General features: G+C 58.9%; 23 protein-coding genes. 7 read left to right on the top strand and 16 right to left on the bottom strand.

Features of this window, described 5'->3' with window-relative positions; genetic code table 11:
- Positions 1 to 17: 17 nt before the first annotated feature.
- From ACMVPR_RS20640 to ACMVPR_RS20630, 3 genes are all read right to left on the bottom strand, one after another.
- Positions 18 to 737 carry a helix-turn-helix transcriptional regulator gene (locus tag ACMVPR_RS20640; RefSeq protein ID WP_416884692.1) on the bottom strand — a complete coding sequence of 240 codons (720 nt, stop codon included), beginning with the start codon at positions 735 to 737 and terminating at the stop codon, positions 18 to 20.
- 359 nt (positions 738 to 1,096) lie between these two features.
- Positions 1,097 to 2,383, bottom strand: coding sequence for a crotonyl-CoA carboxylase/reductase (gene ccrA, locus ACMVPR_RS20635; protein WP_416884391.1), 1,287 nt, complete (start codon positions 2,381 to 2,383; stop codon positions 1,097 to 1,099).
- A 162-nt stretch (positions 2,384 to 2,545) separates the two neighbouring features.
- Positions 2,546 to 3,889, bottom strand: coding sequence for a 1-acyl-sn-glycerol-3-phosphate acyltransferase (locus tag ACMVPR_RS20630; RefSeq protein WP_416884390.1), 1,344 nt, complete (start codon positions 3,887 to 3,889; stop codon positions 2,546 to 2,548).
- Between the two features lie 227 nt (positions 3,890 to 4,116).
- Between ACMVPR_RS20630 and ACMVPR_RS20625 the strand changes: the two genes are divergently transcribed.
- The 5 genes from ACMVPR_RS20625 (at position 4,117) to ACMVPR_RS20605 (ending at position 8,543) form a co-directional block, all read left to right on the top strand.
- Positions 4,117 to 6,093 (top strand): methylmalonyl-CoA mutase family protein, encoded by a 1,977-nt coding sequence (locus ACMVPR_RS20625; protein ID WP_416884389.1) that lies wholly within the window; start codon positions 4,117 to 4,119, stop codon positions 6,091 to 6,093.
- A 79-nt stretch (positions 6,094 to 6,172) separates the two neighbouring features.
- Positions 6,173 to 6,652, top strand: coding sequence for a hypothetical protein (locus ACMVPR_RS20620; protein ID WP_416884388.1), 480 nt, complete (start codon positions 6,173 to 6,175; stop codon positions 6,650 to 6,652).
- Between the two features lie 170 nt (positions 6,653 to 6,822).
- The gene (locus ACMVPR_RS20615; RefSeq protein WP_416884387.1) at positions 6,823 to 7,134 is read left to right on the top strand and encodes an H-NS family nucleoid-associated regulatory protein; all 312 of its coding nucleotides are present in this window, start codon (positions 6,823 to 6,825) and stop codon (positions 7,132 to 7,134) included.
- Between the two features lies 1 nt (position 7,135).
- Positions 7,136 to 7,840 carry a purine-nucleoside phosphorylase gene (gene deoD / locus ACMVPR_RS20610; RefSeq protein ID WP_416884386.1) on the top strand — a complete coding sequence of 235 codons (705 nt, stop codon included), beginning with the start codon at positions 7,136 to 7,138 and terminating at the stop codon, positions 7,838 to 7,840.
- Positions 7,841 to 7,919: 79 nt separating this feature from the next.
- Entirely contained in the window at positions 7,920 to 8,543 is a 624-nt protein-coding gene (locus tag ACMVPR_RS20605; protein ID WP_416884385.1) for a hypothetical protein, read from the top strand.
- Here the strand turns inward: ACMVPR_RS20605 and ACMVPR_RS20600 are convergent.
- The 4 genes from ACMVPR_RS20600 to ACMVPR_RS20585 all read right to left on the bottom strand — a co-directional run bounded on the left by ACMVPR_RS20600 (position 8,540) and on the right by ACMVPR_RS20585 (position 13,128).
- The gene (locus tag ACMVPR_RS20600) at positions 8,540 to 9,388 is read right to left on the bottom strand and encodes an urea carboxylase-associated family protein (RefSeq protein ID WP_416884691.1); all 849 of its coding nucleotides are present in this window, start codon (positions 9,386 to 9,388) and stop codon (positions 8,540 to 8,542) included. The genes ACMVPR_RS20605 and ACMVPR_RS20600 overlap by 4 nt on opposite strands.
- A gap of 43 nt (positions 9,389 to 9,431) precedes the next feature.
- Positions 9,432 to 10,580, bottom strand: coding sequence for a WD40/YVTN/BNR-like repeat-containing protein (locus tag ACMVPR_RS20595; protein ID WP_416884384.1), 1,149 nt, complete (start codon positions 10,578 to 10,580; stop codon positions 9,432 to 9,434).
- Between the two features lie 67 nt (positions 10,581 to 10,647).
- Entirely contained in the window at positions 10,648 to 11,817 is a 1,170-nt protein-coding gene (locus ACMVPR_RS20590; RefSeq protein ID WP_416884383.1) for a type III PLP-dependent enzyme, read from the bottom strand.
- Between the two features lie 531 nt (positions 11,818 to 12,348).
- Positions 12,349 to 13,128 (bottom strand): succinate dehydrogenase iron-sulfur subunit, encoded by a 780-nt coding sequence (locus ACMVPR_RS20585; RefSeq protein ID WP_300584661.1) that lies wholly within the window; start codon positions 13,126 to 13,128, stop codon positions 12,349 to 12,351.
- Positions 13,129 to 13,277: 149 nt separating this feature from the next.
- On the opposite strand from ACMVPR_RS20585, the gene ACMVPR_RS20580 reads away from it, so the two are divergent.
- Both ACMVPR_RS20580 and ACMVPR_RS20575 read left to right on the top strand, forming a co-directional pair.
- The gene (locus ACMVPR_RS20580) at positions 13,278 to 14,348 is read left to right on the top strand and encodes a glycosyltransferase family 4 protein (protein WP_416884382.1); all 1,071 of its coding nucleotides are present in this window, start codon (positions 13,278 to 13,280) and stop codon (positions 14,346 to 14,348) included.
- Between the two features lie 20 nt (positions 14,349 to 14,368).
- Positions 14,369 to 15,232, top strand: coding sequence for an FkbM family methyltransferase (locus ACMVPR_RS20575; RefSeq protein ID WP_416884381.1), 864 nt, complete (start codon positions 14,369 to 14,371; stop codon positions 15,230 to 15,232).
- On the opposite strand, the gene ACMVPR_RS20570 is transcribed toward ACMVPR_RS20575, so the two are convergent.
- From ACMVPR_RS20570 to ACMVPR_RS20530, 9 genes are all read right to left on the bottom strand, one after another.
- A complete protein-coding gene (locus ACMVPR_RS20570) occupies positions 15,222 to 15,545 on the bottom strand; it encodes a hypothetical protein (RefSeq protein ID WP_416884380.1) in 324 nt (107 codons plus the stop codon). The genes ACMVPR_RS20575 and ACMVPR_RS20570 overlap by 11 nt on opposite strands.
- Positions 15,545 to 17,350: a succinate dehydrogenase flavoprotein subunit gene (gene sdhA / locus ACMVPR_RS20565; protein ID WP_416884379.1), complete on the bottom strand. Its 1,806-nt coding sequence runs from the start codon at positions 17,348 to 17,350 to the stop codon at positions 15,545 to 15,547. The genes ACMVPR_RS20570 and sdhA overlap by 1 nt, the downstream gene beginning before the upstream one ends.
- A 20-nt stretch (positions 17,351 to 17,370) precedes the next feature.
- Positions 17,371 to 17,742 carry a succinate dehydrogenase, hydrophobic membrane anchor protein gene (gene sdhD, locus ACMVPR_RS20560; protein WP_292267544.1) on the bottom strand — a complete coding sequence of 124 codons (372 nt, stop codon included), beginning with the start codon at positions 17,740 to 17,742 and terminating at the stop codon, positions 17,371 to 17,373.
- 12 nt (positions 17,743 to 17,754) lie between these two features.
- The gene (gene sdhC / locus ACMVPR_RS20555) at positions 17,755 to 18,141 is read right to left on the bottom strand and encodes a succinate dehydrogenase, cytochrome b556 subunit (RefSeq protein ID WP_416884378.1); all 387 of its coding nucleotides are present in this window, start codon (positions 18,139 to 18,141) and stop codon (positions 17,755 to 17,757) included.
- A 292-nt stretch (positions 18,142 to 18,433) separates the two neighbouring features.
- A complete protein-coding gene (locus ACMVPR_RS20550) occupies positions 18,434 to 19,156 on the bottom strand; it encodes a DUF4344 domain-containing metallopeptidase (RefSeq protein WP_416884377.1) in 723 nt (240 codons plus the stop codon).
- On the bottom strand, positions 19,153 to 20,184 hold the full coding sequence (locus ACMVPR_RS20545; RefSeq protein WP_416884376.1) for a MaoC family dehydratase: 1,032 nt from the start codon (positions 20,182 to 20,184) through the stop codon (positions 19,153 to 19,155). Before ACMVPR_RS20545 ends, ACMVPR_RS20550 begins: the two co-directional genes overlap by 4 nt.
- Positions 20,185 to 20,224: 40 nt before the next feature.
- Positions 20,225 to 20,428 carry a DUF1737 domain-containing protein gene (locus tag ACMVPR_RS20540; RefSeq protein ID WP_292267535.1) on the bottom strand — a complete coding sequence of 68 codons (204 nt, stop codon included), beginning with the start codon at positions 20,426 to 20,428 and terminating at the stop codon, positions 20,225 to 20,227.
- Positions 20,429 to 20,431: 3 nt separating this feature from the next.
- On the bottom strand, positions 20,432 to 20,980 hold the full coding sequence (locus tag ACMVPR_RS20535; protein ID WP_416884690.1) for an NnrU family protein: 549 nt from the start codon (positions 20,978 to 20,980) through the stop codon (positions 20,432 to 20,434).
- A 6-nt stretch (positions 20,981 to 20,986) separates the two neighbouring features.
- Complete coding sequence (locus ACMVPR_RS20530; protein ID WP_416884375.1) at positions 20,987 to 21,844, bottom strand: HpcH/HpaI aldolase/citrate lyase family protein; 858 nt, start codon at positions 21,842 to 21,844, stop codon at positions 20,987 to 20,989.
- Between the last annotated feature and the right edge of the window lie 94 nt (positions 21,845 to 21,938).

Raw genomic sequence — 21,938 nt, 5'->3', positions numbered from 1 at the left:
GAAACGGGTAGCCCGGATCAGACAACAATCTGGCCCCGCGCCATCGCCCGCGCCACGGCATGGGTCGTGTTCATGGCACCAAGTTTGAACCGGGCGCTTTCGATATAAACCCGCAGAGTGTGTTCCGAGATCGCCAGTGTTTCGGCGACCTGTGCGCGGCTGTATCCAACTGCCAACAGCGTCATGGTTTCCACCTCGCGCGGCGACAGCGGTTGCGTGGGTTCCGGTTTGCGCCCCGGTTCCAGCCGCAGCGCGGTCTGGTTGAAGTAATGAGCAAAAAGGATCAGGTCGCGCCGATTAAGCTCGGTAAAGTTGCGCCATTTTTCATCGTCGCAGGTGTGACTTACCGTAAACAGGGCAAACTGCCCGTTCGGTCCGCGGATTGGGATCGAATACCCCTGATTGCCGATACCGTGCTCAAATGCGTCCTGCATGAAGGCGCGCGCAGCCTTGCCCGACCAGTCAAGCCGCTTCCAATCGACGGGATGGAAGCGCTGGTAGCACCCGATCACAACGGGATCTATGCGCAGATATCCCTTTTCCAGATAGCGGGTGACCCATTTCGGATCATAGGTGCCACACCCATATTGCGTGCCGTTGCTGGACACCCAGTGATACACCATATCATCGACAGCGTAGTAATCGCGCAGCCATTCAATGATACTTTGCAACTCGTCAAGTCGCTCTGTCCCCTCCAACCGAGCGATCACGTCGTCCAGTTGCGGCACTCGTTCCAAGAAGCCCACGGTCTATCCCTTTACCGCGCGCGCCGATCTCTGCTTCTGCCACCAATTGCGTATCGTCAAGCTTGGCTGCCAGCGCATCCAGATCATTCGCAACAGCGAACGTCTTGAGGTCGGTCAACACATCAATAATCCAGTCATGTCCCACGACACAGTCACCCTCAGATGGTTAACAAATGGTTAATGCAACTATAGCATGTGGCGATTTCTTGGCAAACTCCCTGATTCCAACTCCCCAATTATGGTGAGGGAAAAATAGCGGCAGCAGCATTCGATTTGCCCCCAAAAAAGCGAAAAACCCGCGCGCCTTGTGGCCCGCGGGGTTGTTCTATCATTCAGAAGTAAGCAGATCGTTACGATCTGGCCGCCAACGCATCCTCGAATGTGCGCAGCCCGGTCTTGGGCGCTTGAACGAGAACCGCCATGTTGCCGGGCTTGTGTTCATTGCGCAGCATCTTGGTATGCGCCTGCGGGATCTCGTTCCACGGGAAAACCTCTGACATGCAGGGGTCCAGACGACGTTCGACCATAAGCTGGTTGGCCGAGGCAGCCTGCTTGAGATGCGCAAAGTGCGAGCCCTGAAGACGCTTCTGGTGCATCCACATATAGCGCACGTCGAAGGTGCAGTTGAAACCTGTGGTGCCGGCGCAGATCACGACCATGCCACCCTTTTTGCAGACCAGCGTCGAGACCGGGAAGGTCGATTCGCCCGGGTGTTCAAACACCATGTCGACGTTATTGCCCTTGCCGGTAATGTCCCAGATCGCCTTGCCAAACTTGCGGGCCTCGTTGAACCATTCCTTGTATTCGGGCGTGTTCACTGTCGGCAGCTGTCCCCAACAGTTGAAGTCCTTCCGGTTGATGACGCCTTTGGCCCCCATCGACATAACGAAGTCGCGCTTGTCCTCGTCCGAAATCACGCCGATCGCATTGGCACCCGCCGTATTGGCCAACTGGATCGCATAGGATCCCAGACCACCGGACGCACCCCAGACCAACACGTTCTGACCGGGACGCAACTCATGGGGCTGGTGGCCGAACAGCATCCGGTAGGCCGTGGCAAGTGTGAGCGTGTAGCAGGCGCTTTCTTCCCAAGTCAGGTGCTTGGGGCGCGGCATCAACTGTTGGGCTTGAACGCGCGTGAACTGCGAGAACGATCCATCCGGTGTTTCATAACCCCAGATGCGCTGCGTCGGGCTGAACATCGGGTCGCCGCCGTTGCATTCCTCATCATCGCCGTCGTCCTGATTACAGTGGATCACCACCTCATCGCCGACTTTCCAGCGCTTCACCTTGTCGCCAACCTTCCAGACGATCCCCGACGCATCGGACCCAGCGATGTGATACGGCTGCTTGTGGCCGTCAAACGGGCTGATCGGCACACCCAGACCGGCCCAGACACCGTTGTAGTTCACACCAGCAGCCATCACGAGTACCAGAACCTCGTGGCTGTCGATTTCCCAGGTATCGACCACTTCGACTTCGAAAGACTGCTCGGGCTCACCATGACGCTCGCGGCGGATCGCCCATGCGTACATCTTCTTTGGCACATACCCGAGCGGGGGCATCTCGCCGATCTCGTACAAGTCTTTCTCAGGCGCATCATACGCCGCGATGCTGGTCTGCTGGTCCAGTGCCATCGGAGCCTCCATAGAGTCATGTTTTTCCGTGCCGCAATGCAGAATCGCGGCGTCTGACCCTGAAATAGGACCCCTCTTGAAATTATGCAACAAGATTTCGGTCTATTTTGTAATTTTATGACCGAGCGACTGCAGCATTATTTTTGCATGCGCAGAATGAGATCACATCAGATGCCGGATGGAATTGGCATAGAACCCCGCAAGCAATTCCTTGTCCGGCGCAATGCTGATCTGGTCCCCGTCTTCAATGACCATCCGCCGTTCCCTGAGATTGCGCAGCCCGAACTCGACGGCATAGTCACGATTGTTACGCGGGACATGCACCAGCGCCGTATCAAGCTGTTTCAGCATCTCCGCAAAGGCGATTTCGAGAGTGCCGCGCGTCATGGTGCCGTTTTTCAGCAGCAGATAGGAAATCAACGGAACCGGCAGCACCGGAACCGCAGCCGCGATCCGCTCCATGATCGTGGCGGAAATCGCGTCCGGCGTGCTGTCCTCTTCCGGCACCTGACTGAGTGTCAGCGGTTCTCCAAAGCTGACCGCCGCATAGCCGAAGCGATGGAACTTTCCGGTGATCCGCAGCCAGATCTGTCGCAGGATCGCGAGGAACACGACACTGATCCGCGCCCGGAATTTGCGCTCTCCCTTGGCTTGGGCACGCATCAGGATGGTATCCTCGAGAACCCGGTCATAGTTCAGCGCAATCGGCACAAACACCACGTCCCGCTTTGCCGCCTCCGCGCCTTCGAGGATGTATTTCAGAATACCGACCTTGGGCGCAGCCAGACTGCCATCAAGGCTCAGCCCACCTTCGGGAAACACCGCCTGTGTCACACCAGCGCCGGTCGCCTGCTGCACGTATTTCGCCAAGACCTTGCGATACAGATCATTGCGTGATTTGCGCCGGATGAAATACGCGCCCATCGCCCGGATCAAACGCGACAGCGGCCAGACCCGGGCCCATTCCCCCACCGCATAAGACAAGGCCGACCGATCCGCAGCCAGATAAGTGACCAGCACATAATCCATGTTGGATCGGTGGTTCATCACAAAGACCACCGTCGCCTCGGGATCGACATTGGCCAGACCCGAATCCTGATGCACCATTCTCACGCGATAAAGCGATGTGCTCAGAAGCCGCGCTGCGCGAATGGCAAAACCGAAATAGGCCCATGCCGAAAAGGACGGCACGATTTCCTTGGCGTAACGCCGCGCCCGTTCAAAGGCCACGTCCTCGCGCACCGCTTCCTCTTTGGCATGATCGACAATCGCTTGTGTGATCTCAGGGTCGTAGACCAGTCGCTGGATCATGTCCTGACGCCGCAACAGTTTGAAAGGCTGGATGGGCCGTTCAAGCCGTTCGTTCAGCTTTTTGACGGCCCGCTCCATACGCCGACGAAAAAACCAACGCACTGACGGAAACAGGAAATGCGACGCAAAGGTCACTGCCGCGAACAGCAGGATCAAAACGAAGGCCCAAAGCGGTAATGTCACCTGCGAGGTCATGCGCACACTCTTGCAATGAACCCGGTCCGGGTAAATGACAAAGCACGTGCTCGGTCGCTCCGATGCGACAACGACTGGCTTTCTATACCAAGAGCCGTCGCATATGCTGTCGCGCAGCAACAAAAACCACGCCGCAGCGCGGCGAATTGACAGCGACATAAAGTTTCGCGTATGCATCGCACGACGCAACAAGATTACACACCCGAATCCCGCCTGACGGAGCCGACATGACCGACGCACAGACAGCCACACGTGACAAACCCTGGCTTATCCGCACCTATGCAGGACACTCGACCGCGCAGGCCTCGAACGCGCTCTACCGCTCGAACCTGTCCAAAGGGCAGACCGGTCTCTCCGTCGCCTTCGACCTCCCCACGCAGACGGGCTACGACAGCGATCACGTTCTGGCACGCGGCGAAGTCGGCAAGGTCGGTGTGCCCGTCAGCCATCTGGGCGACATGCGCACACTCTTCGACCAGATCCCGCTGGAACAGATGAACACCTCGATGACGATCAACGCGACCGCCCCGTGGCTGCTCGCGCTCTATGTCGCCGTGGCAGAGGAACAGGGCGCAGATGTCAGCCAACTGCAAGGCACCGTACAGAACGACCTGATCAAGGAGTATCTGTCGCGCGGCACCTATATCTGCCCGCCGAAACCGTCGCTCAAGATGATCGGGGACGTGGCTGAATACTGCTACATCCATATCCCCAAATGGAACCCGATGAACGTGTGTTCCTACCACCTGCAAGAAGCGGGCGCGACGCCGGAACAGGAACTCTCATTCGCCCTCGCCACCGCCATCGCCGTTCTGGATGAATTGAAGCCCCGCGTCCCAGCCGAAGACTTCCCGGCGCTTTGCGGTCGGATCAGCTTCTTCGTCAACGCAGGCATCCGCTTTGTGACTGAGATGTGCAAGATGCGCGCCTTCGTTGATCTCTGGGACGAAATCCTGGAACAGCGCTACGGCGTGACCGACGCGAAATACCGCCGCTTCCGCTATGGCGTTCAGGTCAACTCGCTGGGCTTGACCGAACAGCAGCCGGAAAACAACGTCTACCGCATCCTGATCGAGATGCTGGCTGTCACGCTCTCCAAGAAAGCCCGCGCACGCGCAGTGCAGCTTCCCGCGTGGAACGAGGCGCTTGGCCTGCCCCGCCCGTGGGACCAGCAATGGTCGATGCGGATGCAACAGATCCTCGCCTATGAAACCGACCTTCTGGAATTCGACGACCTCTTCGACGGCAACCCCGCTGTTGATGCCAAGGTCGAACAACTCAAGGAAGGCGCCCGCGCCGAACTCGCCAACCTCAACTCCATGGGCGGCGCCATCGGCTCGATCGAATACATGAAGGGCCGTCTGGTCGATTCAAACGCCGACCGCCTGAACAAGATCGAACGCAACGAGACCATCGTCGTCGGCGTGAACAAATGGGTCGAAGGCGAACCCTCCCCGCTCCAAACCGAAGACGGCGGCATCATGGTCGTCGACCCAGCTGTCGAGCAGGAGCAAATCAACCGCCTGAACGCATGGCGCGGAGAGCGTGACAGTGATGCCGTGCAAAAAGCCCTTGCCGATCTGCGCGCGGCTGCAAAGGAAGGCGCAAACGTCATGCCCGCCTCAATCGCCTGCGCCAAGGCCGGGGTCACCACCGGCGAATGGGCCGGCGAGATGCGCGCTGTCTTCGGTGAATACCGTGGCCCGACCGGCGTGTCGAAATCGGTGTCCAACAAGACCGAAGGACTGGACGACATCCGTGAAGCGGTCAACGCCGTCAGCGACCGTCTGGGTCGCCGCCTCAAGTTCCTTGTCGGCAAGCCGGGCCTCGACGGTCATTCCAATGGTGCCGAACAGATCGCCTTCCGCGCCCGCGATTGCGGCATGGACATCGATTACGAAGGCATCCGCCTCACCCCAGACCAAATTGTCACCGCCGCCCGTGAAAACGAAGTTCATGTGGTCGGCCTGTCGATCCTGTCGGGCAGCCATATCCCGCTGGTCGAGGACATGATGACCAAGATGCGCGATGCAGGCCTCGGCCACATCCCGGTCATCGTCGGCGGCATTATCCCCGACGAAGACGCCAAACGCCTGCGCGCGATGGGTGTGGCCAAGGTCTACACGCCCAAGGATTTCGAACTGAATGCGATCATGATGGACATTGTCACATTGGCCGATCCAAAAGCCGTGGCCGCCGAGTAGCCTGGCAACCAGCTTTCCCGATGCAAGATCTGCGGGTACGATGAAAATCGTACCCGTTTTCTTTTTTGGAAAGGCATAGATGAAACAGCTTATTGTCGCCGCCCTTGTCACCGCATGCCCTGTAGCTGCGCTGGCAGAAACACAGCTTGACCGGCTCGAAACCATTTCAGAGCGCATGAGCGACGCCATGTTCGACGCGATGGTCCGCATGGTCGAACAGCAGGGCGGCAATCCCGAACCCTTGCGCGCCGCGATCCCAGATAGCGCATGGGACGATGAATACCGTACAGCCGGGGCCTGCCTGCTCGACAAATTCGTTGCTGCTTCCAGTTCCTCGGCGGTGGATGAAATGCTCGACGAGATGGAAGCCTTCATTCCTCGTATGGCCGAGATGGAACTCGAAGCGATGGGCGAGAACACCGATTTCCTACCGGACGGTATTTCCGAGGATTTTTCGATTTCGGCAAACGAGGAATGCGGACTCACCGACATCATGTTGGACCGTATGGATGAGTCCGGCTTCATGGCGGCAATGATGCAATCCATGGCGGGAAATTGACGCTATTAAGCGTCAAAACAACTCCCCCTTGCGATATTTTAAATCCTGGTCAACCCTGTATTGCGCCAAGAGGCGCCAATTTTATCTAAAGATGCTTCTCGAATTGACTTAATTCAGCAGAGGAGTATCCCACATTTATTAAAAACAACAAAAGCCACTCGGAGACTAGCATGAGCATTGATCTCAACAACATGTCCAAAGACGAGCTGAAAAAGCTGATCAAGGACGCTGAAAAAGCACTCAAAACAATCGAAACACGCCGCTTGACCGAGGCCAAAAAAGCCGCCGAGTCTGCGGCCAAGGAATACGGTTTCTCACTGGATGAACTCTTGGGCACGTCGCCGAAAAAAGGCTCCAAAAGCGAACCGAAATACAAGAATCCAGCCGATGCGTCGCAAACCTGGACAGGAAAAGGCCGCAAGCCGAATTGGGTCAACGACGCGCTCGCCGCTGGCAAAACCATGGAAGACCTGAAGATCTGATATGACCGTTCATATCGGAACGCAGAAGGGTGAAATTGCCGAAACCGTGCTGATGCCCGGCGATCCCTACCGCGCGAAATGGGCGGCGGAATCCTTTCTGAAAGATGCTCGACTTGTCAACGAGGTGCGCGGAATGCTCGGCTTCACGGGAACGTGGAACGGGCATCCGGTCACCATTCAGGGGTCGGGAATGGGCATGCCCTCGCTGTCCATTTACGCCAACGAACTTATCCGCGATTACGGCGCGAAGACACTCATTCGCATCGGATCGTGCGGCGCGATGCAGCCCTATGTCGGAATCCGCGACGTGATCATCGCCATGACGGCAAGCACGTTGTCCACACCGTCACGGGGGATTTTCAAGGAATTGAATTTCGCACCCTGTGCGGATTGGAGCCTTTTGCGGGCGGCTGTTGCGGCTGCCGAAGCCAAAGGCACCCAAACGCATGTCGGCGGCATCTATTCGTCGGATGTGTTCTATGACGAACGCCCCGACCTGAACGAGCAGATGACACGTCACGGTATTCTTGGCGTCGAAATGGAAGCAGCCGAACTCTACAATCTCGCGGCCCGCCACTCGGTCCGCGCCTTGGCGGTTCTGACGGTTTCCGACCATCTGCAAACTGGAGAAGCCTTGCCGTCGGAAGACCGCGAACGCAGCTTCGGTGATATGGTAGAAATCGCGCTGACCGCCGCTTTCGCCTAATCAAAGACCAAGGCCGGGATAGTCAATAATGTCCCGGCCCTTTCCAATTTCCGCCACAATCCTGTGGCACGCAGAATGAATGCCGAATTGGATCGTTGATATATACATCCTGCTGACAACCCGGGTTCCAATCCCGCGGATGCTGTTTCTGTTCAGCGTGATCACCCTCTCGCTCTTCACACTCACCGCACATCACCAAACCGCCCTAAAGGAAATCGGCCTTGTTCTGCCAGTAATGTGCGCGTTGTTCGGGCATGTTGCGGTTGTCGCGGTAAAAATGCCGGACTCGCTCAACACCTATGACCGCATTGGCATCAGAAACGCCGGGGGCAAACTGATCCTGATCTGGCTTGCGGCCTATGCAATTGCCATTGCGCTGCCGTCTATGGCCGCGGCACAGGCGGCCTTCACACTGTCAATTGCAGTCTATCTCTGCCTGTTCATCGTTGTGTTCTATTTCTACGAAACCGGCGACAAGGTCGGTTGGTTTGCGCGCGATTGGACCGATGGCCAACGCAACGCTGCAAATTGGCAGGTGGTGCGGCTTGTGGCCCTGATCCTGCTCAACGAACTTGCCGCCCGACACGGCACCGCGCTCGACTGGATCATCGCGATCACTCTGGGCCCGATTGCTCTGCACTACCTGATGTACTGGACAATTCTTGCCACGCATCCCTACGACAAGACCAGCCGACCTGACTAACCGCGCCCGTGGCTCCGGTCATAGCCATTGGCCGGTGGTGACGCCCAGCCATTCAACGCCCCATCCGCAGGTTTCAGAACCTCAACCCGCAACGGATAGCACGCTGCCACATCGCTGGTATGCTCGGTTGAACAATCCCCACCAGGACAGGCCGACAGCGCGCCCAACAGGTCAATCTCGGCAAAGAACGTCAGGTGGTCTTCCGGCCGCACTGGGCTGGCCTTCATGAAATACTGCCCGGTATCCCGCGTGAACCCGGTACACATGAACACGTTCAGCACGTCATGCACATGCGGCTCTGCCTCTGCCAAAGACAAACCAGTGGCATCCGCGAGTGCCCGCGTCAGGTTTGAATGGCAGCAATGGTGATACTGCACACCCGACAGCAAGTTGCCGGTATACGGATCACAGCGCGTTCCAATGACGTCATGCACCGACCCGCCATAAGCGTCGATCCCGTACCAGCTCAGCGTGTCCTCGACGATCGTCGCCATCGGGCGCAGCGTCGGAAAGGACGACCACAGCCGCTCGCCCGTCGTCACATGTGTTCCGTGCAGGGCGCGAGTCTTGCCGGAATAAAACCGCTCGGACAGGTCATGGGCGTTCCACAGGTTGAGGTCCCCCACCTGCGGACCATCCACACTCACGATCCGAAAGAACGATCCGGCAGGGACACGAAAGGTACAGGCCTCCCGCGGCGCGGCAATGACCACGTCCACCACCTCGGCCCCGACCAGAGCACGCGCGTAAAGCGTCATGTCCGGCACCGGCAGCGTGTCGTTGGGATAACAGATCACCGGCGCAATGGCGCGGCGGGCTTCGGCATCTTCAGGAACATGTGTCATGCCGCCATGATTGGAACCAGACGACGTCATGCACAAGCCCCGTTTAATGCGCGCGGTCCAACACCTCGACTGACAGAACCGTGGGCAAATGCCGCGCGATCTCGTTCCAATTGTCGCCTTCGTCGAAGCTTGCAAAGACCGACCCGGAATTGGTGCCGAAATAAATGCCCACTTGCTCCCGTTGATCCGTCGCCATCGCCTGCCGCAACACGGTGAAATAGCATTGCTGCGGAAGCCCTGCGCGACAATCCTGCCACGTATCCCCACCATCGCGAGACCGCCAAACGGCAGCCGCCGCATCAGGTGGATAGCGCCCTGCGGAATCCCCGTTCAAAGGCAGTGTCCACAGCGTATCCGGATCATGCGGATGCACGGCAACGGGAAAGCCAAAGGTAGACGGCAGCCCTTCGGTGATGTCGTCCCAATGGCGGCCACCATCACGTGATCGCCAGACCCCGTGGTGGTTCTGTTGATACAGCAGATCGCTGCCACCAGCCCGAACCATGTTGTGCACGCAATGCCCGATCTCGCCATTTGACGGCGCCGCCGGGTGGTGATGATCCTGACAGGCTTCAGCATTCGACAACCGGTTGCGCCGCTCCCAGGTCGCGCCGCCATCCTCGGTTGCGAACACACCGGCAGCGGAGATCCCAATCCACATCTTTTCCTGAACATCGGGGTCAGGAACGATGGTGTGCAGCACCATCCCCGCAGCACCGGGGTTCCACGTATCGCGCGTCGGATGCTGCGAGATCCTCTCGACCATCTCGAATTGCGCACCACCGTCCCGGCTGACCAGCAATTGCGCCGGATTGGTCCCGGCATACAATGCGCCATGTGCGAACTTCACCGACCACACCGCCTTGAGGCCCTCGAACGGTGCAGGCGTATCCTCCCAGCCGATCATGGCGGCAAAACCGGGATCATTGGCGGCCCACTCGTCCATCTGGCCCTTGGTCAGCTTCGTCAGGTCCCACGTCACGCCCCTGTCCCGCGACACGAACACCCCGGCCCCGGACCAGTCGTTCCCGCCACCAGCCGCCAACAGGCCGGTCTCGGGATCACCGCTGACATGGTTGATTGTCCAGCCCTCGCAATGCGGGCCACTCAAGGTCCAGCCTGAACGGTCGTCTTGAGATGTCAGAAGAAAAGCGCCCTTGGTGGTGCCGACCAGTACTGTGATATCCGCCATGATGCCCTCCCGCAGATAGCGGGAGGGTAACACCGTTCAATGAGTCTCGACAGCGCGATGCGCAGGATCAGATCGCGATCACATCCAGCGGCGGGAAGCCATTAAAGCCGACCGACGCATAGGTCGATGTATAGGCGCCGCAGTTACGGATCACGATGCGGTCGCCCGATTGCAGACCCAGTGGCAGTTGCACTGGCTGCTTTTCGTACAGCACGTCGGCGCTATCACAGGACGGACCGGCCAGAATGCAGGCACCTGTCGGCTCGTGGTCATGGTCGGTGATGAACTGGTAGCGGATCGCCTCATCCATGGTTTCCGCGAGGCCCGAGAACTTGCCGATATCAAGATACACCCAACGGTGCAACTCGCTGTCCGACTTGCGCGACACCAGCAGCACTTCGGCAGCAATCGCACCCGCTTCGGCCACAAGGCCACGGCCCGGCTCTGCCATGATCGACGGGATCTCACCGAACTTATCGTGAATCTGGCGCATCACGTCCGACGCGTAGGTCTGCGGCGCGTCAAGCTCCTGACCGTAGAAGGCCGGGAACCCACCACCGATATTGAGCAGCGACAGGTCGAACCCATCCGCCTTCAGCCCGTGCCAAACCTCTGCCACCTGATCCAGCGTTTCGCCCCACATCTCGGCGCGGCGGGTTTGCGAGCCGACGTGGAAGGACAGGCCCACCGGCTTGAGACCGAGGTCAATGGCCAGACGGAACAGCGACGGCGTCTTGTCCAGCGCACAGCCGAACTTGCGCGACAGCGGCCAGTCGGCGTGGAGCGAGCCCACGATCAGGCGAATATAGACCTCTGCACCGGGCGCGTGCTGTGCCAGCTTGTACAGCTCTCCTTCCGAGTCCGCGGCGAAATGCGTGATCCCGATCTCATGCGCCCAGGTGATGTCGGACGGACGTTTGATGGTGTTGCCGAAGGACACGCGCGACGCGTCCGCGCCAGCTGTGAGGCACATCTCGATCTCGGCCCGCGATGCCGCGTCAAAGTTGCTGCCCAGCGCAACCAGCGTTTGCAGGATTTCCGGCGCTGGGTTCGCCTTGACGGCATAGTGGATCCGCGCACGACCCAAGCCCTGTGCCAGAGCCGCATATTGGCGCGCAACGGCTTGGGTGTCGATCACGAGCGTCGGACGCTCAAAACGGTGGCTCAGGATGAAAGCCTCTGCACGAGAGACAGATGTTTCTTCGCGGGCGGAAAGCCCGGTTACGTATGCGTTCATTGGTCATCTCCAATAGACCCGGCCATTCCGATTGCTCGGCACAGACCGCTCACTTCTTTCAGAGACGTTACCGTCGCTACGTAACCGCGTGGGTGCAGGTCCTGCTTGCCCACCTCGCCAGAGGCGCGTGCGTTGGCGTCACTAAGCGGGGAAATGGAGTCGAATTCGAGTTGGTGCAATAGAAAATATTGCGCTGCCTAAAATTTTTTTGGTCAGGGTTCTCGTCGCAAACACAGCACAGGGCTATCATCCGACGCCATCTCTGCTCCACAGAACGCACAGCGCCACTGTCCCGGTGCAGTGCGTCGCCAACGACATTCCCGCGTCAACGTCGTCGTCCTGCGCCGCCAGTACAGGTAAGCCAGCACACCGAGCAGGAGCAGGATCAGGAGGAGGGGCATGGGACCTGTGTAGTCATCTCATCGAATACGACGCAACCAATCTGCGGAAAACGAAACGGGGCTGGCACAATCACCAGCCCCGTTATCACACCAATTTTATCAGATGGTAAAATCGCGGTTCAGCCGTCCATCAAACGTGCCGCTCGACCATCATCTTCTTGATCTCGGCGATCGCCTTGGCCGGGTTCAGACCCTTCGGGCAGGTCTTGGCGCAGTTCATGATCGTGTGGCAGCGATACAGCTTGAACGGATCTTCCAGCTCGTCCAACCGCTCACCGGTGGCTTCGTCACGGCTGTCGATGATCCAACGATAGGCGTGCAGCAAAGCGGCTGGTCCAAGATAGCGGTCGCCGTTCCACCAATAGGACGGGCAGGATGTCGAACAGGACGCGCACATCACGCATTCATAAAGACCGTCCAGCTTTTTGCGATCCTCGATGGACTGCTTCCATTCCTTGGCAGGGCGGTTTGTCTTGGTTTCCAGCCACGGCATGATCGACGCGTGCTGCGCGTAGAAATGCGTCAGGTCAGGGATCAAATCCTTGACCACCGGCATGTGCGGCAGCGGATAGATCTTCACGTCGCCCTTGATCTCGTCGAGGCCATAGATACAGGCCAGCGTGTTGATCCCGTCGATGTTCATCGCGCAGGATCCGCAGATGCCTTCGCGGCAGGACCGGCGGAAGGTCAGCGTCGGGTCGATCTCGTTCTTGATCTTGATCAGCGCATCCAGAACCATCGGACCACATTTGTCCATGTCGACGAAATACGTGTCGACACGGGGGTTTTCGCCGTCATCCGGATTCCAGCGATAGATGCTGAACTTACGAATGTTGGTGGCACCTTCAGGCTTGGGCCATGTCTTGCCCGTGCGGATGGTCGAATTCTTGGGGAGCGTCAGCTGAACCATGGTAAACTCTGTTGCCTTCCTGCCATCTTGTCCGGGACGCTGCAAAAAATGCGCATCACTCATCTGGCAATTAGTATAACTTCGACATGCCATGTCTACGGGATTACGGTCAAAAACAACAGGCAAACACAGGCAAAAAGAGACCAAAGATGCAAAATGCCGCAGTCGCGAAGCCCCTGACGGAGAACAGGAAACTGTTGTGTTTGCCCTCCACGGCAGGCAACCCCTATCAGTCACTTCTGTATTCGGAACTCCCCGAAGAGTTTGACTGCGAATATGCAGGCCCTGGTGCCCTTGACCGGCTGAAAACCGGGGACTTCACCGTCGTCCATATCCATTGGGACGACCGCATGTTCGGGCGCAGTGACGATGCCGAAAGCAACGAGGCAGACCTTGACGCGGCCCTTGAGACGCTGCGCCGCTTCAAGGCGCGCGGCGGACGGATCGTATGGACCATCCACAATGACGCCCCGCACAAAGCCCGCGACCTGGAAACCTTCCAAAGGGGTCGCCGAGAGCTGAGCCAACTGGCCGACGCGATCCACGTACATGCCGAGCATGCCGCCGACCACATGGTCTCCACCTATGGCGCGGACCGCAGCAAACTGCACGTGATTCCCCATCCCAGCTACCTTGGCGCATATGAGCCTGCAAAAACGACGACCACCCGCAAACTCGCAAAGGCCGATACACGTCAATTCCTGTTCTTCGGCATGTTCCGCGGTCCAAAAGGCGTCCACGCCATAGCCGACGTGGCCGGAAAACTGACCAAGCGGGGCGTGCCCTATCACCTGCGAATGTACGGCAAGGCGTTTTCATCCCAGGCGCGGATGCTCCGCGTTCTCAATGCAAACCCGAATATTGATCTGCGCACGGATCGCATCCCCGACGAAGAGATCCCCGAAATCTTCGGCGCGTCCCATGTGTTTCTGGCACCCTATCAATCCATGTTCACCTCTGGATCGGTCATGCTGGCGCTGACCTTCGGTCTGCCAATCATTGGCCCGAACATCCGCGAATTGCGCGAAACTACTCCCGAAGCGTGCCACGATCTGCTTTATGATCCTGCTTCCCCGCGCGGGCTGATCCGCAGCATGTTGCAGTTCATCGAGATGTCGGACACCGATCTGCGCAAGGTTCGAATGGCCTGCTTTGACTTTGCCAAAGAGCGTGGGCCGGACATATGCAGCGCCGAGATCGCAAAGCTTCTTACCCAGTAATCCCAATCGAAAGTGTCCCGATGCCGAACGCGTTTGCAAACCGTATCAAAACCCTTCGCGCCGCGTTGCGCTATGACGACAAGCTGCACATCACGGATGTCGGCGCAAACCCGATGAACTTCGAGGCGCCCTACAAGGATCTTCAGGAAAACGGGGATGTGGTAATCACGGGATTCGATCCGCAGGCCGAAACGCTTGTCACACTGACCGAAGGGCGTGGCGAGGGCGACCGCTATCTGCCACACGCCATCGGTGACGGCAAAGCCCATAGTTTGAACATCTACAAAGGTTCCGGGCTAACCTCTCTCCTCTCGATCCGCAGGCCGACCCTGTTCTACCTCATGGGCCTGAAACGCGCCGCGCAATTGATCGAGACTGCCGAAATGGAAACGCGCCGTCTTGATGACCTGGACGACATTCAACGCATTGACCTGCTCAAGATCGACATTCAGGGCGCGGAAAAGATGGTATTCGAAAACGGCAAAGACAAAATCGCAACTGCCGTCGCCGTGCATTCTGAAATCAATTTCTTCCCGCTTTATGAGGATCAGCCGAGCTTTGGCGACATCGACGTGACCTTGCGCAATCTCGGGTTTGTCCCGCACTCCTTCTATCACACGGTCCAACGGCACGTGCGGTCACGCTACTTGGGCCATGTGAACGACGCGAAACGCACCCATCTTCTGGACGGTGACATCCTGTATTTCCGCGATCTGTCGCGCGCTGACGACCTGACCAGCGACCAGTTGCGCAAGATGGCCCTGATTGCGGATGGCGTGTATGGATTCACGGATTACGCGTTGCGCTGCATGGACGAACTGGAACGCCGCAAAGACGCGGATGAGGCCGCCATCCTCGCCTATGTCGAAGCGGTCAACGCCTAGCGCCCGCCACCAGCAAGGCAGGCAAACCCTCAACCGCCAAACACCGGATCGTCTCGGGTTTCGAGACGATATCGGTCACGATCTGCACCGCGCTCTCGGTCGGTCCTGTCACACTGTCCAGCGCGAGCGCCCGGATCTGCACGGCGCTCGCATTGTCGATCACGCAGTTCAGCGCGGGTTCAAGCGGTACCCCCGGGAACCGCTCGATAAGCACCGGCGTGATCGCCGACCGTGCCGCATCGCGCGCAATCTGGTCCTGCTGCTGTACGGAACAGCCCGCCAGAACCAGACACGCGACAACCGCAAGACGCATCAGAACGTGCGTTCCTTCGGCTTGATCTTCTCAAGCGAGATACCGCCCTGCTCTTCCGTCGTCAGCGGGTCTTTGACCACCGGACGATAGGTCAGGTCGATCTGGTTGCCCTCAACCCGTGCGATGGTGTGAACACGCCAGTTTTCGTCATCCCGCGTGGTATAATCCTCATGCGCATGCGCACCACGGCTTTCCTTGCGCGCCTCAGCCCCGGCAATCGTCGCAAGCGCGTTGGGCATCAGGTTGGTCAGTTCCAGCGTTTCCATCAGGTCGCTGTTCCAGACAAGGCTGCGATCTGTGACCTTAAGGTCGTCCATCTTGCCCGCAATGGCGACCATCTTGTCGAGACCTTCCTTCATGGTCTTCGAGGTACGGAACACGGCCGCATCGGCCTGCATCGTTTTCTGCATCTCAAGCCGCAGTTCGGCGGTCGGGATGGTGCCCTTGGCGTTGCGCAGCCCGTCGAAGCGGTCGAACGCCTTGTCCACCGACGCGGTGTTGGTTGACGGCACAGCGCTGTCGCGATCCACAACCTTGCCCGCGCGGATGGCAGCCGCACGACCAAAGACCACGAGGTCGATCAGCGAGTTCGATCCAAGGCGGTTCGCACCATGCACAGATGCACAGCCCGCTTCACCCACAGCCATCAGGCCGGGAACAACCGCGTTCGGGTCGTCCTTGGTCGGGTTCAACACTTCGCCCCAGTAGTTGGTCGGAATGCCGCCCATGTTGTAGTGGACCGTCGGCAGAACCGGGATCGGTTCCTTGGTCACGTCAACACCGGCGAAGATCTTGGCGGACTCAGAGATGCCCGGCAGACGCTCGGCCAAAGCCTCTTTCGGCAGGTGCGACAGGTTCAGGTGGATATGGTCGCCCTCGGCGCCCACACCACGGCCTTCGCGGATTTCCATCGTCATGGACCGGGATACGTAATCGCGCGGTGCCAGGTCTTTGTAGTTCGGCGCATAGCGCTCCATGAACCGCTCGCCTTCGGAGTTGGTGAGATACCCACCTTCTCCGCGCGCGCCTTCGGTGATCAGACAGCCAGAGCCGTAGATGCCCGTCGGGTGGAACTGCACGAACTCCATGTCCTGAAGCGGCAGACCCGCGCGGGCCACCATGCCGCCACCGTCACCGGTGCAGGTGTGGGCCGAGGTCGCGCTGAAATAGGCCCGGCCATAGCCGCCGGTCGCCAGCACCACCATCTTGGCGTTGAAGACATGCATCGTGCCGTCGTCCAGCTTCCAGCAGACAACACCGGTGCAACGGCCATCGTCGGACATCACCAGATCAATTGCGAAATATTCGATGTAGAATTCCGCGTTGTTCTTCAGCGACTGCCCATAAAGCGTGTGCAGGATCGCGTGACCGGTCCGGTCCGCCGCCGCACAGGTGCGCTGCACGGGCGGGCCTTCACCGAATTCGGTCGTGTGGCCGCCGAACGGACGCTGGTAGATCTTGCCTTCCTCGGTCCGCGAGAACGGCACGCCATAATGCTCAAGCTCGTACACCGCCTTGGGCGCTTCACGGGCGAGGTATTCCATCGCGTCCGTGTCACCCAGCCAGTCCGACCCCTTCACGGTGTCGTACATGTGCCACTGCCAGTGGTCCGGGCCCATGTTGGACAGTGATGCGGCAATCCCGCCCTGCGCCGCAACCGTGTGCGAGCGTGTCGGGAACACCTTGGTCACACAGGCGGTGCGCAGCCCCTGTTCGGCCATGCCAAGCGTGGCGCGCAACCCTGCGCCGCCTGCGCCGACGACCACGACGTCATATTCATGCGTCTCGTATTCGTATGCAGCCATGTTGCTGGAAACTCCGCTAGTCAAAGGGCCATTTTGGCGATGGCAAAGATGCCCACGGCCGCTGCGCCGTAGCTGATGCAGGTCATGCCAAGGATCAGGATTTTCTCCCAGATGCCATGCACATAGTCTTCGATCAGCACTTGGAAACCATCATTGAAGTGCTTGAAGCCAACGATCAGGGTCAGTGCCGCGATGATCGCCGGGAAAGGACGGGCGTAGTAGGCCTGCACCTCTTCAAAAGAAGATCCAAGGATACCGCCGAAGGTGAAGACAAAGAAAGGGATCAGGATCAGCAGCGCGACAGACGATTTCTTCATCGCCCAGAAATGCTCGGTCCCGGATTTTGCGGCACCCATGCCAACGGCGCGTTTACGGTCAGTCAGAAAAGCCATGATGCGCCCCCCTTACCAAAGCACGATGACGGAAAAGACCGTCAAAACGCCAGAGCCGATGATCACCATCCACCCCAGCATTTCAGCCTGGTCAAGCTCCAGCATCTTCGCGTTGTCCCAGATCAGATGCCGGATGCCCGCCAGCGTGTGATACCACAGCGCCCAGAGCGACAAGAACATCACCAGATCACCGAACCAGCTTGTGACAAAGCCGTTGGCGAAGGCGAAATATTCCGGCCCTGTCGAGGCCGCGAGCAACCACCAGACGATCATCAAGGCCGCGACGATCAGGGCGTTGCCCGTGATACGTGTGAGGATCGACGTGATCGAGGTCAGCTGTGGGCGATAAACTTGCAGGTGTGGTGACAGGGGTCGATTGCCCCGATTGACGTCAGCCATGATCTGAGTCCTTTCCGGTTCCTGACAGCCTTTTTATTGGTTTTGAAAGCGGTGTCACGCGGGCCCGCCCCTCAAAGGCGCGGTTTTTTGGCGCAATCAGGCAGATTTCTGAAATTATGTGATCACACGCACAAAAACAGTGATCACAAATAATCCAATGAGCAAAGACCCGCAACTTTTACGCAGCGCGTTCCATCATAATGACGGCCCTTGCCAGGTCCGAATTGAGTCGCCCGGCCTGTGGCCATTCTGATCCAAGAGCGCCCATGACATCGGCCGAATGGCAAAGATTTCAGTTTTGCAGCATCTCGTAAAGCAGCCGAAGATGCGCTTCAAACTCTTCGCACATGATGATCGACTGGTCCGATGGATCGTAAAACGCGTTGGCCTCATCGCATACGCCCGTGATCACCTGCACCGTGCTTGGGAACCCGAAATCCGCATTCAACGCCTCAACCTCGGCTCCGATGATACCGGCCGTAAAACTGCCTTCCACCTCAGCCGTGAACAGCATCGGCTCCCCACCCTCGGCCAACTCGTCGAACACCGCGCCCCAGCTGTCTGCCGCCAGCTCGTATTCCTCGACACAGTATTCCGCGCGTTCCTCGGGCAGTTCCATGTCTTCTGCAAAATCATCCCGCGTATCCGGATCGCCGCCGTAGAACAGACAGACCGTGTTATAGAACCGCTGTTCGTCTGGGCCATGTGTGTCCCAATAGGGCACAGGGTTTTCGGCATTCGCCACCGCTTCGGCCCAGAAGCCGTTGGCCACGTCATAGGCCATCGCAAGCGCCGACTCAGGCTCGAACAAATGGTCAATGAGCAGGATCGACGCCACATCGGCGGCATCTTCCTCCTGCCCGAACACGGGCATCTGCATCACGTCGATCAGCGCATGACCCAGTTCGTGATAGAAAATCCCAAGGATGTTTGCTTCGACAAAGGCATCCTCCGCCTCGTCGGCCATCAGACTGCCGGGGACACCGGCAGCCAAAAGGGCAAGCGCGTATCTCACACAGGCATCAAAGCCCAATAATCGAGATCAAGCAAGACATGCGGCAGGTACTTCCCGTCCTCGTCCTTCAACTCCATCGACCCGCCAGCCGAGGTTGCCACCAGCCGCAACCGCACAGCACCAACGCCGGGGGCAGAGGTTTCCGCCTTGTCCAGCACCTCGGACCACGCACGAACGGTCGTCCCACTGAAACACGGGTTCGCATGTGCGCCACCGTTCAAGCCCACGATCATCTGCGCATTCGCCAGACCGTTGAACGACAGCGCCCGCGCCATGCTGATCACGTGCCCACCGTAAATGAGCCGCTGCCCATCGGGCCGGAACGTGGCATCGAAATGCACTTTGGCCGTGTTCTGCCACAGCCGGGTCGCCATCATGTGTTCCGCTTCCTCGATGGTCACGCCGTCCACGTGGTCAATCTTTTCGCCAATGGCGTAGTCCCCCCAACGATGCGACTCGCCCGCCAGTTCGAAATCGTAGTTGGTAAAGTCCAAACCACGCGGAATGGTCAGGTCGTCCACGGACAGAACCGTCTTCAACTCCGGCACCACAGTTTCGGGCGCGGGCGCATCGGCGTCCCGCTTGCGCACCATGACCCAGCGCACATATTCCATCACCAACTGGTCGTTCTGGTTCAAACCGCGTGTCCGTACCCAAACCACACCGGTCTTGCCGTTGGAGTTCTGCTTCAGCCCGATCACCTCGGATTCCGACCGCAGCGTGTCCCCCGCATAGACCGGGGTCAGCCAGCGTCCTTCGGCATAGCCGAGGTTCGCAACCGCGTTCAGCGACACATCCGGCACCGTCTTGCCGAACACCACATGGAACGCCGCGAGATCGTCAATCGGCGACGACGGCAGACCACAGCTTTGCGCAAACATGTCCGACGAATAGAGCGCATGCCGTGCCGGATACAGCGCGTGATAAAGCGCCCGCTCCCCGCCCGACACCGTACGCGGGACCGCATGGCGGATCACATGCCCGACCACGTAATCCTCAAAGAAACGGCCTTCATTCGTTTTCGTCATCGAAGCGCCCTTCGTTGCGGTCGCAGGTCGGTCGAGTGTGTCACTGTTCGCCAAGTTTCATCTCCGGATGGTAGGGGGCGTCGATCTCTTTGGTCACCGCCTGCCCACAGCGCATCACGCCATTGGCATGATCGAACGCATAAGTGGGATCGCCATAAAGCTCCCACCCCTTGCTCAGGGCCAGCGACACCTTGTGGCAAAAGGCCGACGTGTCGTCTTCAGTCAAAAGTCGATAAATCTTCATGGCTTACCCCGGAAATGGCCAAACGCCGAGCCACGCGTGAATGCCGGTCATCAGCCCGAACATCACCAGCGTGATCACAACAAGCACCACGTCTTTCTTCGCCTCACCCGGCTGCGGACGATCCCACACCGGCACGGCCTTGTTGATCAGGATCACCTCAAGCACCGCCCAGGCCAGCATCCCGCCGAACAGAATGATCGAGGCAACATCGCCATTCACCAACAAGTGCGCCACCGCCCAGATCTTGACCGACGTCAGTTGCGGATGCCGCATCTTTCCGCGCAGACGGCCCGTTGTGGCGCTCATGCCGAACACAAAGACCGCGATCAGCATCAGCAGATTGTTGATGTGCACCATGAATGAGGGCGGGTTCCACACGGGGATGAACTCCGCACCGCGATAGCCCCAGATCATCAGGCCAAGGCTGACTAGCAGCAGAACCGCCACCACACCTTTGCCCTTGTCGCCCATCGCCTCGCGTTGCGCGGGCGCGACGCGCTTGAAAATATGGGCTCCGACCCAAATCAGCAGTCCGAGAACAAGAAGACCCATCATGGCTTACCCCGCTTGGATGGTTTCGATTGCCTCTGCTTTTGCCAGTATTTCACGCGCCGTGGCAACGTGAAGGTTTTCAACGATCTTGCCATCGACCACCGCAACCCCCTGCCCTTCGGCCTCCGCCGCCTCGAAAGCGGCGATCTGGCGGCGGGCGAGATCAATCTCTTCCGGTGCGGGCGCGAAGGCGGTGTTGGCGATGTCCACCTGTGCCGGATGGATCAGCGTCTTACCGTCAAAGCCCATGTCGCGGCCCTGCGTACATTCCGCCTTCAGGCCCTCATCATCCTTGAACGCGTTATACACACCGTCCACGATCACCAGCCCCTCGGCCTTGGCCGCCAGCAGGCACATCGACAGAGAGGTCAGAAGCGGCAGACGATCCGGACGGAACCGGGTCTGCAATTCCTTGGCAAGGTCATTGGTGCCCATCACCATCCCCGCCATCTTTGGATGCGCCGCAATCTCGGCGGCATTCAGCATCCCTCGCGGCGTTTCCATCATCGCCCAGATCGGCAGGTCGCCGGTGATCTCGGCCAGCGCATCAAGCTGTGCAGCGCTCTCCACCTTGGGCAGCAGCACCGCATCGCAGTCCATCTGCGCCACGGCTTCCGCATCTGCCCGGCCCCACTCGGTGTCCAGCCCGTTGATCCGCACGATCCGCACCCGCGCACCGTAGCCACCCACCGCAAGCGCCGCTTTCAGCGTTTCCCGCGCGGCGGGCTTTTCATCGACAGCCACCGCATCTTCGAGGTCAAAGATGATTGCATCAACAGGCAAACCCCGCGCCTTTTCCAACGCCCGGTCCTTCGACCCCGGAATGTAAAGAACCGAGCGATAAGGGCGGGTGCGCATGTCCATGGCGGCCTCCTGGGCGAGTCTTGGGTAATAATGTTGCGCCAGAGAGCTACATTCTTTTGCAAAAACTGCAAGAGGCGATGCGCCGCACCGCAGA

The organism is Marivita sp. (genome assembly GCF_048006345.1).
Classification (GTDB): Bacteria; Pseudomonadota; Alphaproteobacteria; order Rhodobacterales; family Rhodobacteraceae; genus Marivita.
This window is presented reverse-complemented; position numbering and strand designations above follow the sequence as displayed.

What these genes read in the sequence shown, in the direction of transcription:
- ccrA (WP_416884391.1), bottom strand. Translation starts at nt 2,383, where the DNA reads ATGGCACTGGACCAGCAGACCAGCATCGCGGCGTATGATGCGCCTGAG.
- ACMVPR_RS20630 (WP_416884390.1), bottom strand. Translation starts at nt 3,889, where the DNA reads ATGACCTCGCAGGTGACATTACCGCTTTGGGCCTTCGTTTTGATCCTG.
- ACMVPR_RS20625 (WP_416884389.1), top strand. Translation starts at nt 4,117, where the DNA reads ATGACCGACGCACAGACAGCCACACGTGACAAACCCTGGCTTATCCGC.
- ACMVPR_RS20620 (WP_416884388.1), top strand. Translation starts at nt 6,173, where the DNA reads ATGAAACAGCTTATTGTCGCCGCCCTTGTCACCGCATGCCCTGTAGCT.
- ACMVPR_RS20615 (WP_416884387.1), top strand. Translation starts at nt 6,823, where the DNA reads ATGAGCATTGATCTCAACAACATGTCCAAAGACGAGCTGAAAAAGCTG.
- deoD (WP_416884386.1), top strand. Translation starts at nt 7,136, where the DNA reads ATGACCGTTCATATCGGAACGCAGAAGGGTGAAATTGCCGAAACCGTG.
- ACMVPR_RS20605 (WP_416884385.1), top strand. Translation starts at nt 7,920, where the DNA reads ATGCCGAATTGGATCGTTGATATATACATCCTGCTGACAACCCGGGTT.
- ACMVPR_RS20600 (WP_416884691.1), bottom strand. Translation starts at nt 9,388, where the DNA reads ATGACACATGTTCCTGAAGATGCCGAAGCCCGCCGCGCCATTGCGCCG.
- ACMVPR_RS20595 (WP_416884384.1), bottom strand. Translation starts at nt 10,580, where the DNA reads ATGGCGGATATCACAGTACTGGTCGGCACCACCAAGGGCGCTTTTCTT.
- ACMVPR_RS20590 (WP_416884383.1), bottom strand. Translation starts at nt 11,817, where the DNA reads ATGAACGCATACGTAACCGGGCTTTCCGCCCGCGAAGAAACATCTGTC.
- ACMVPR_RS20585 (WP_300584661.1), bottom strand. Translation starts at nt 13,128, where the DNA reads ATGGTTCAGCTGACGCTCCCCAAGAATTCGACCATCCGCACGGGCAAG.
- ACMVPR_RS20580 (WP_416884382.1), top strand. Translation starts at nt 13,278, where the DNA reads ATGCAAAATGCCGCAGTCGCGAAGCCCCTGACGGAGAACAGGAAACTG.
- ACMVPR_RS20575 (WP_416884381.1), top strand. Translation starts at nt 14,369, where the DNA reads ATGCCGAACGCGTTTGCAAACCGTATCAAAACCCTTCGCGCCGCGTTG.
- ACMVPR_RS20570 (WP_416884380.1), bottom strand. Translation starts at nt 15,545, where the DNA reads ATGCGTCTTGCGGTTGTCGCGTGTCTGGTTCTGGCGGGCTGTTCCGTA.
- sdhA (WP_416884379.1), bottom strand. Translation starts at nt 17,350, where the DNA reads ATGGCTGCATACGAATACGAGACGCATGAATATGACGTCGTGGTCGTC.
- sdhD (WP_292267544.1), bottom strand. Translation starts at nt 17,742, where the DNA reads ATGGCTTTTCTGACTGACCGTAAACGCGCCGTTGGCATGGGTGCCGCA.
- sdhC (WP_416884378.1), bottom strand. Translation starts at nt 18,141, where the DNA reads ATGGCTGACGTCAATCGGGGCAATCGACCCCTGTCACCACACCTGCAA.
- ACMVPR_RS20545 (WP_416884376.1), bottom strand. Translation starts at nt 20,184, where the DNA reads ATGACGAAAACGAATGAAGGCCGTTTCTTTGAGGATTACGTGGTCGGG.
- ACMVPR_RS20540 (WP_292267535.1), bottom strand. Translation starts at nt 20,428, where the DNA reads ATGAAGATTTATCGACTTTTGACTGAAGACGACACGTCGGCCTTTTGC.
- ACMVPR_RS20535 (WP_416884690.1), bottom strand. Translation starts at nt 20,980, where the DNA reads ATGGGTCTTCTTGTTCTCGGACTGCTGATTTGGGTCGGAGCCCATATT.
- ACMVPR_RS20530 (WP_416884375.1), bottom strand. Translation starts at nt 21,844, where the DNA reads ATGGACATGCGCACCCGCCCTTATCGCTCGGTTCTTTACATTCCGGGG.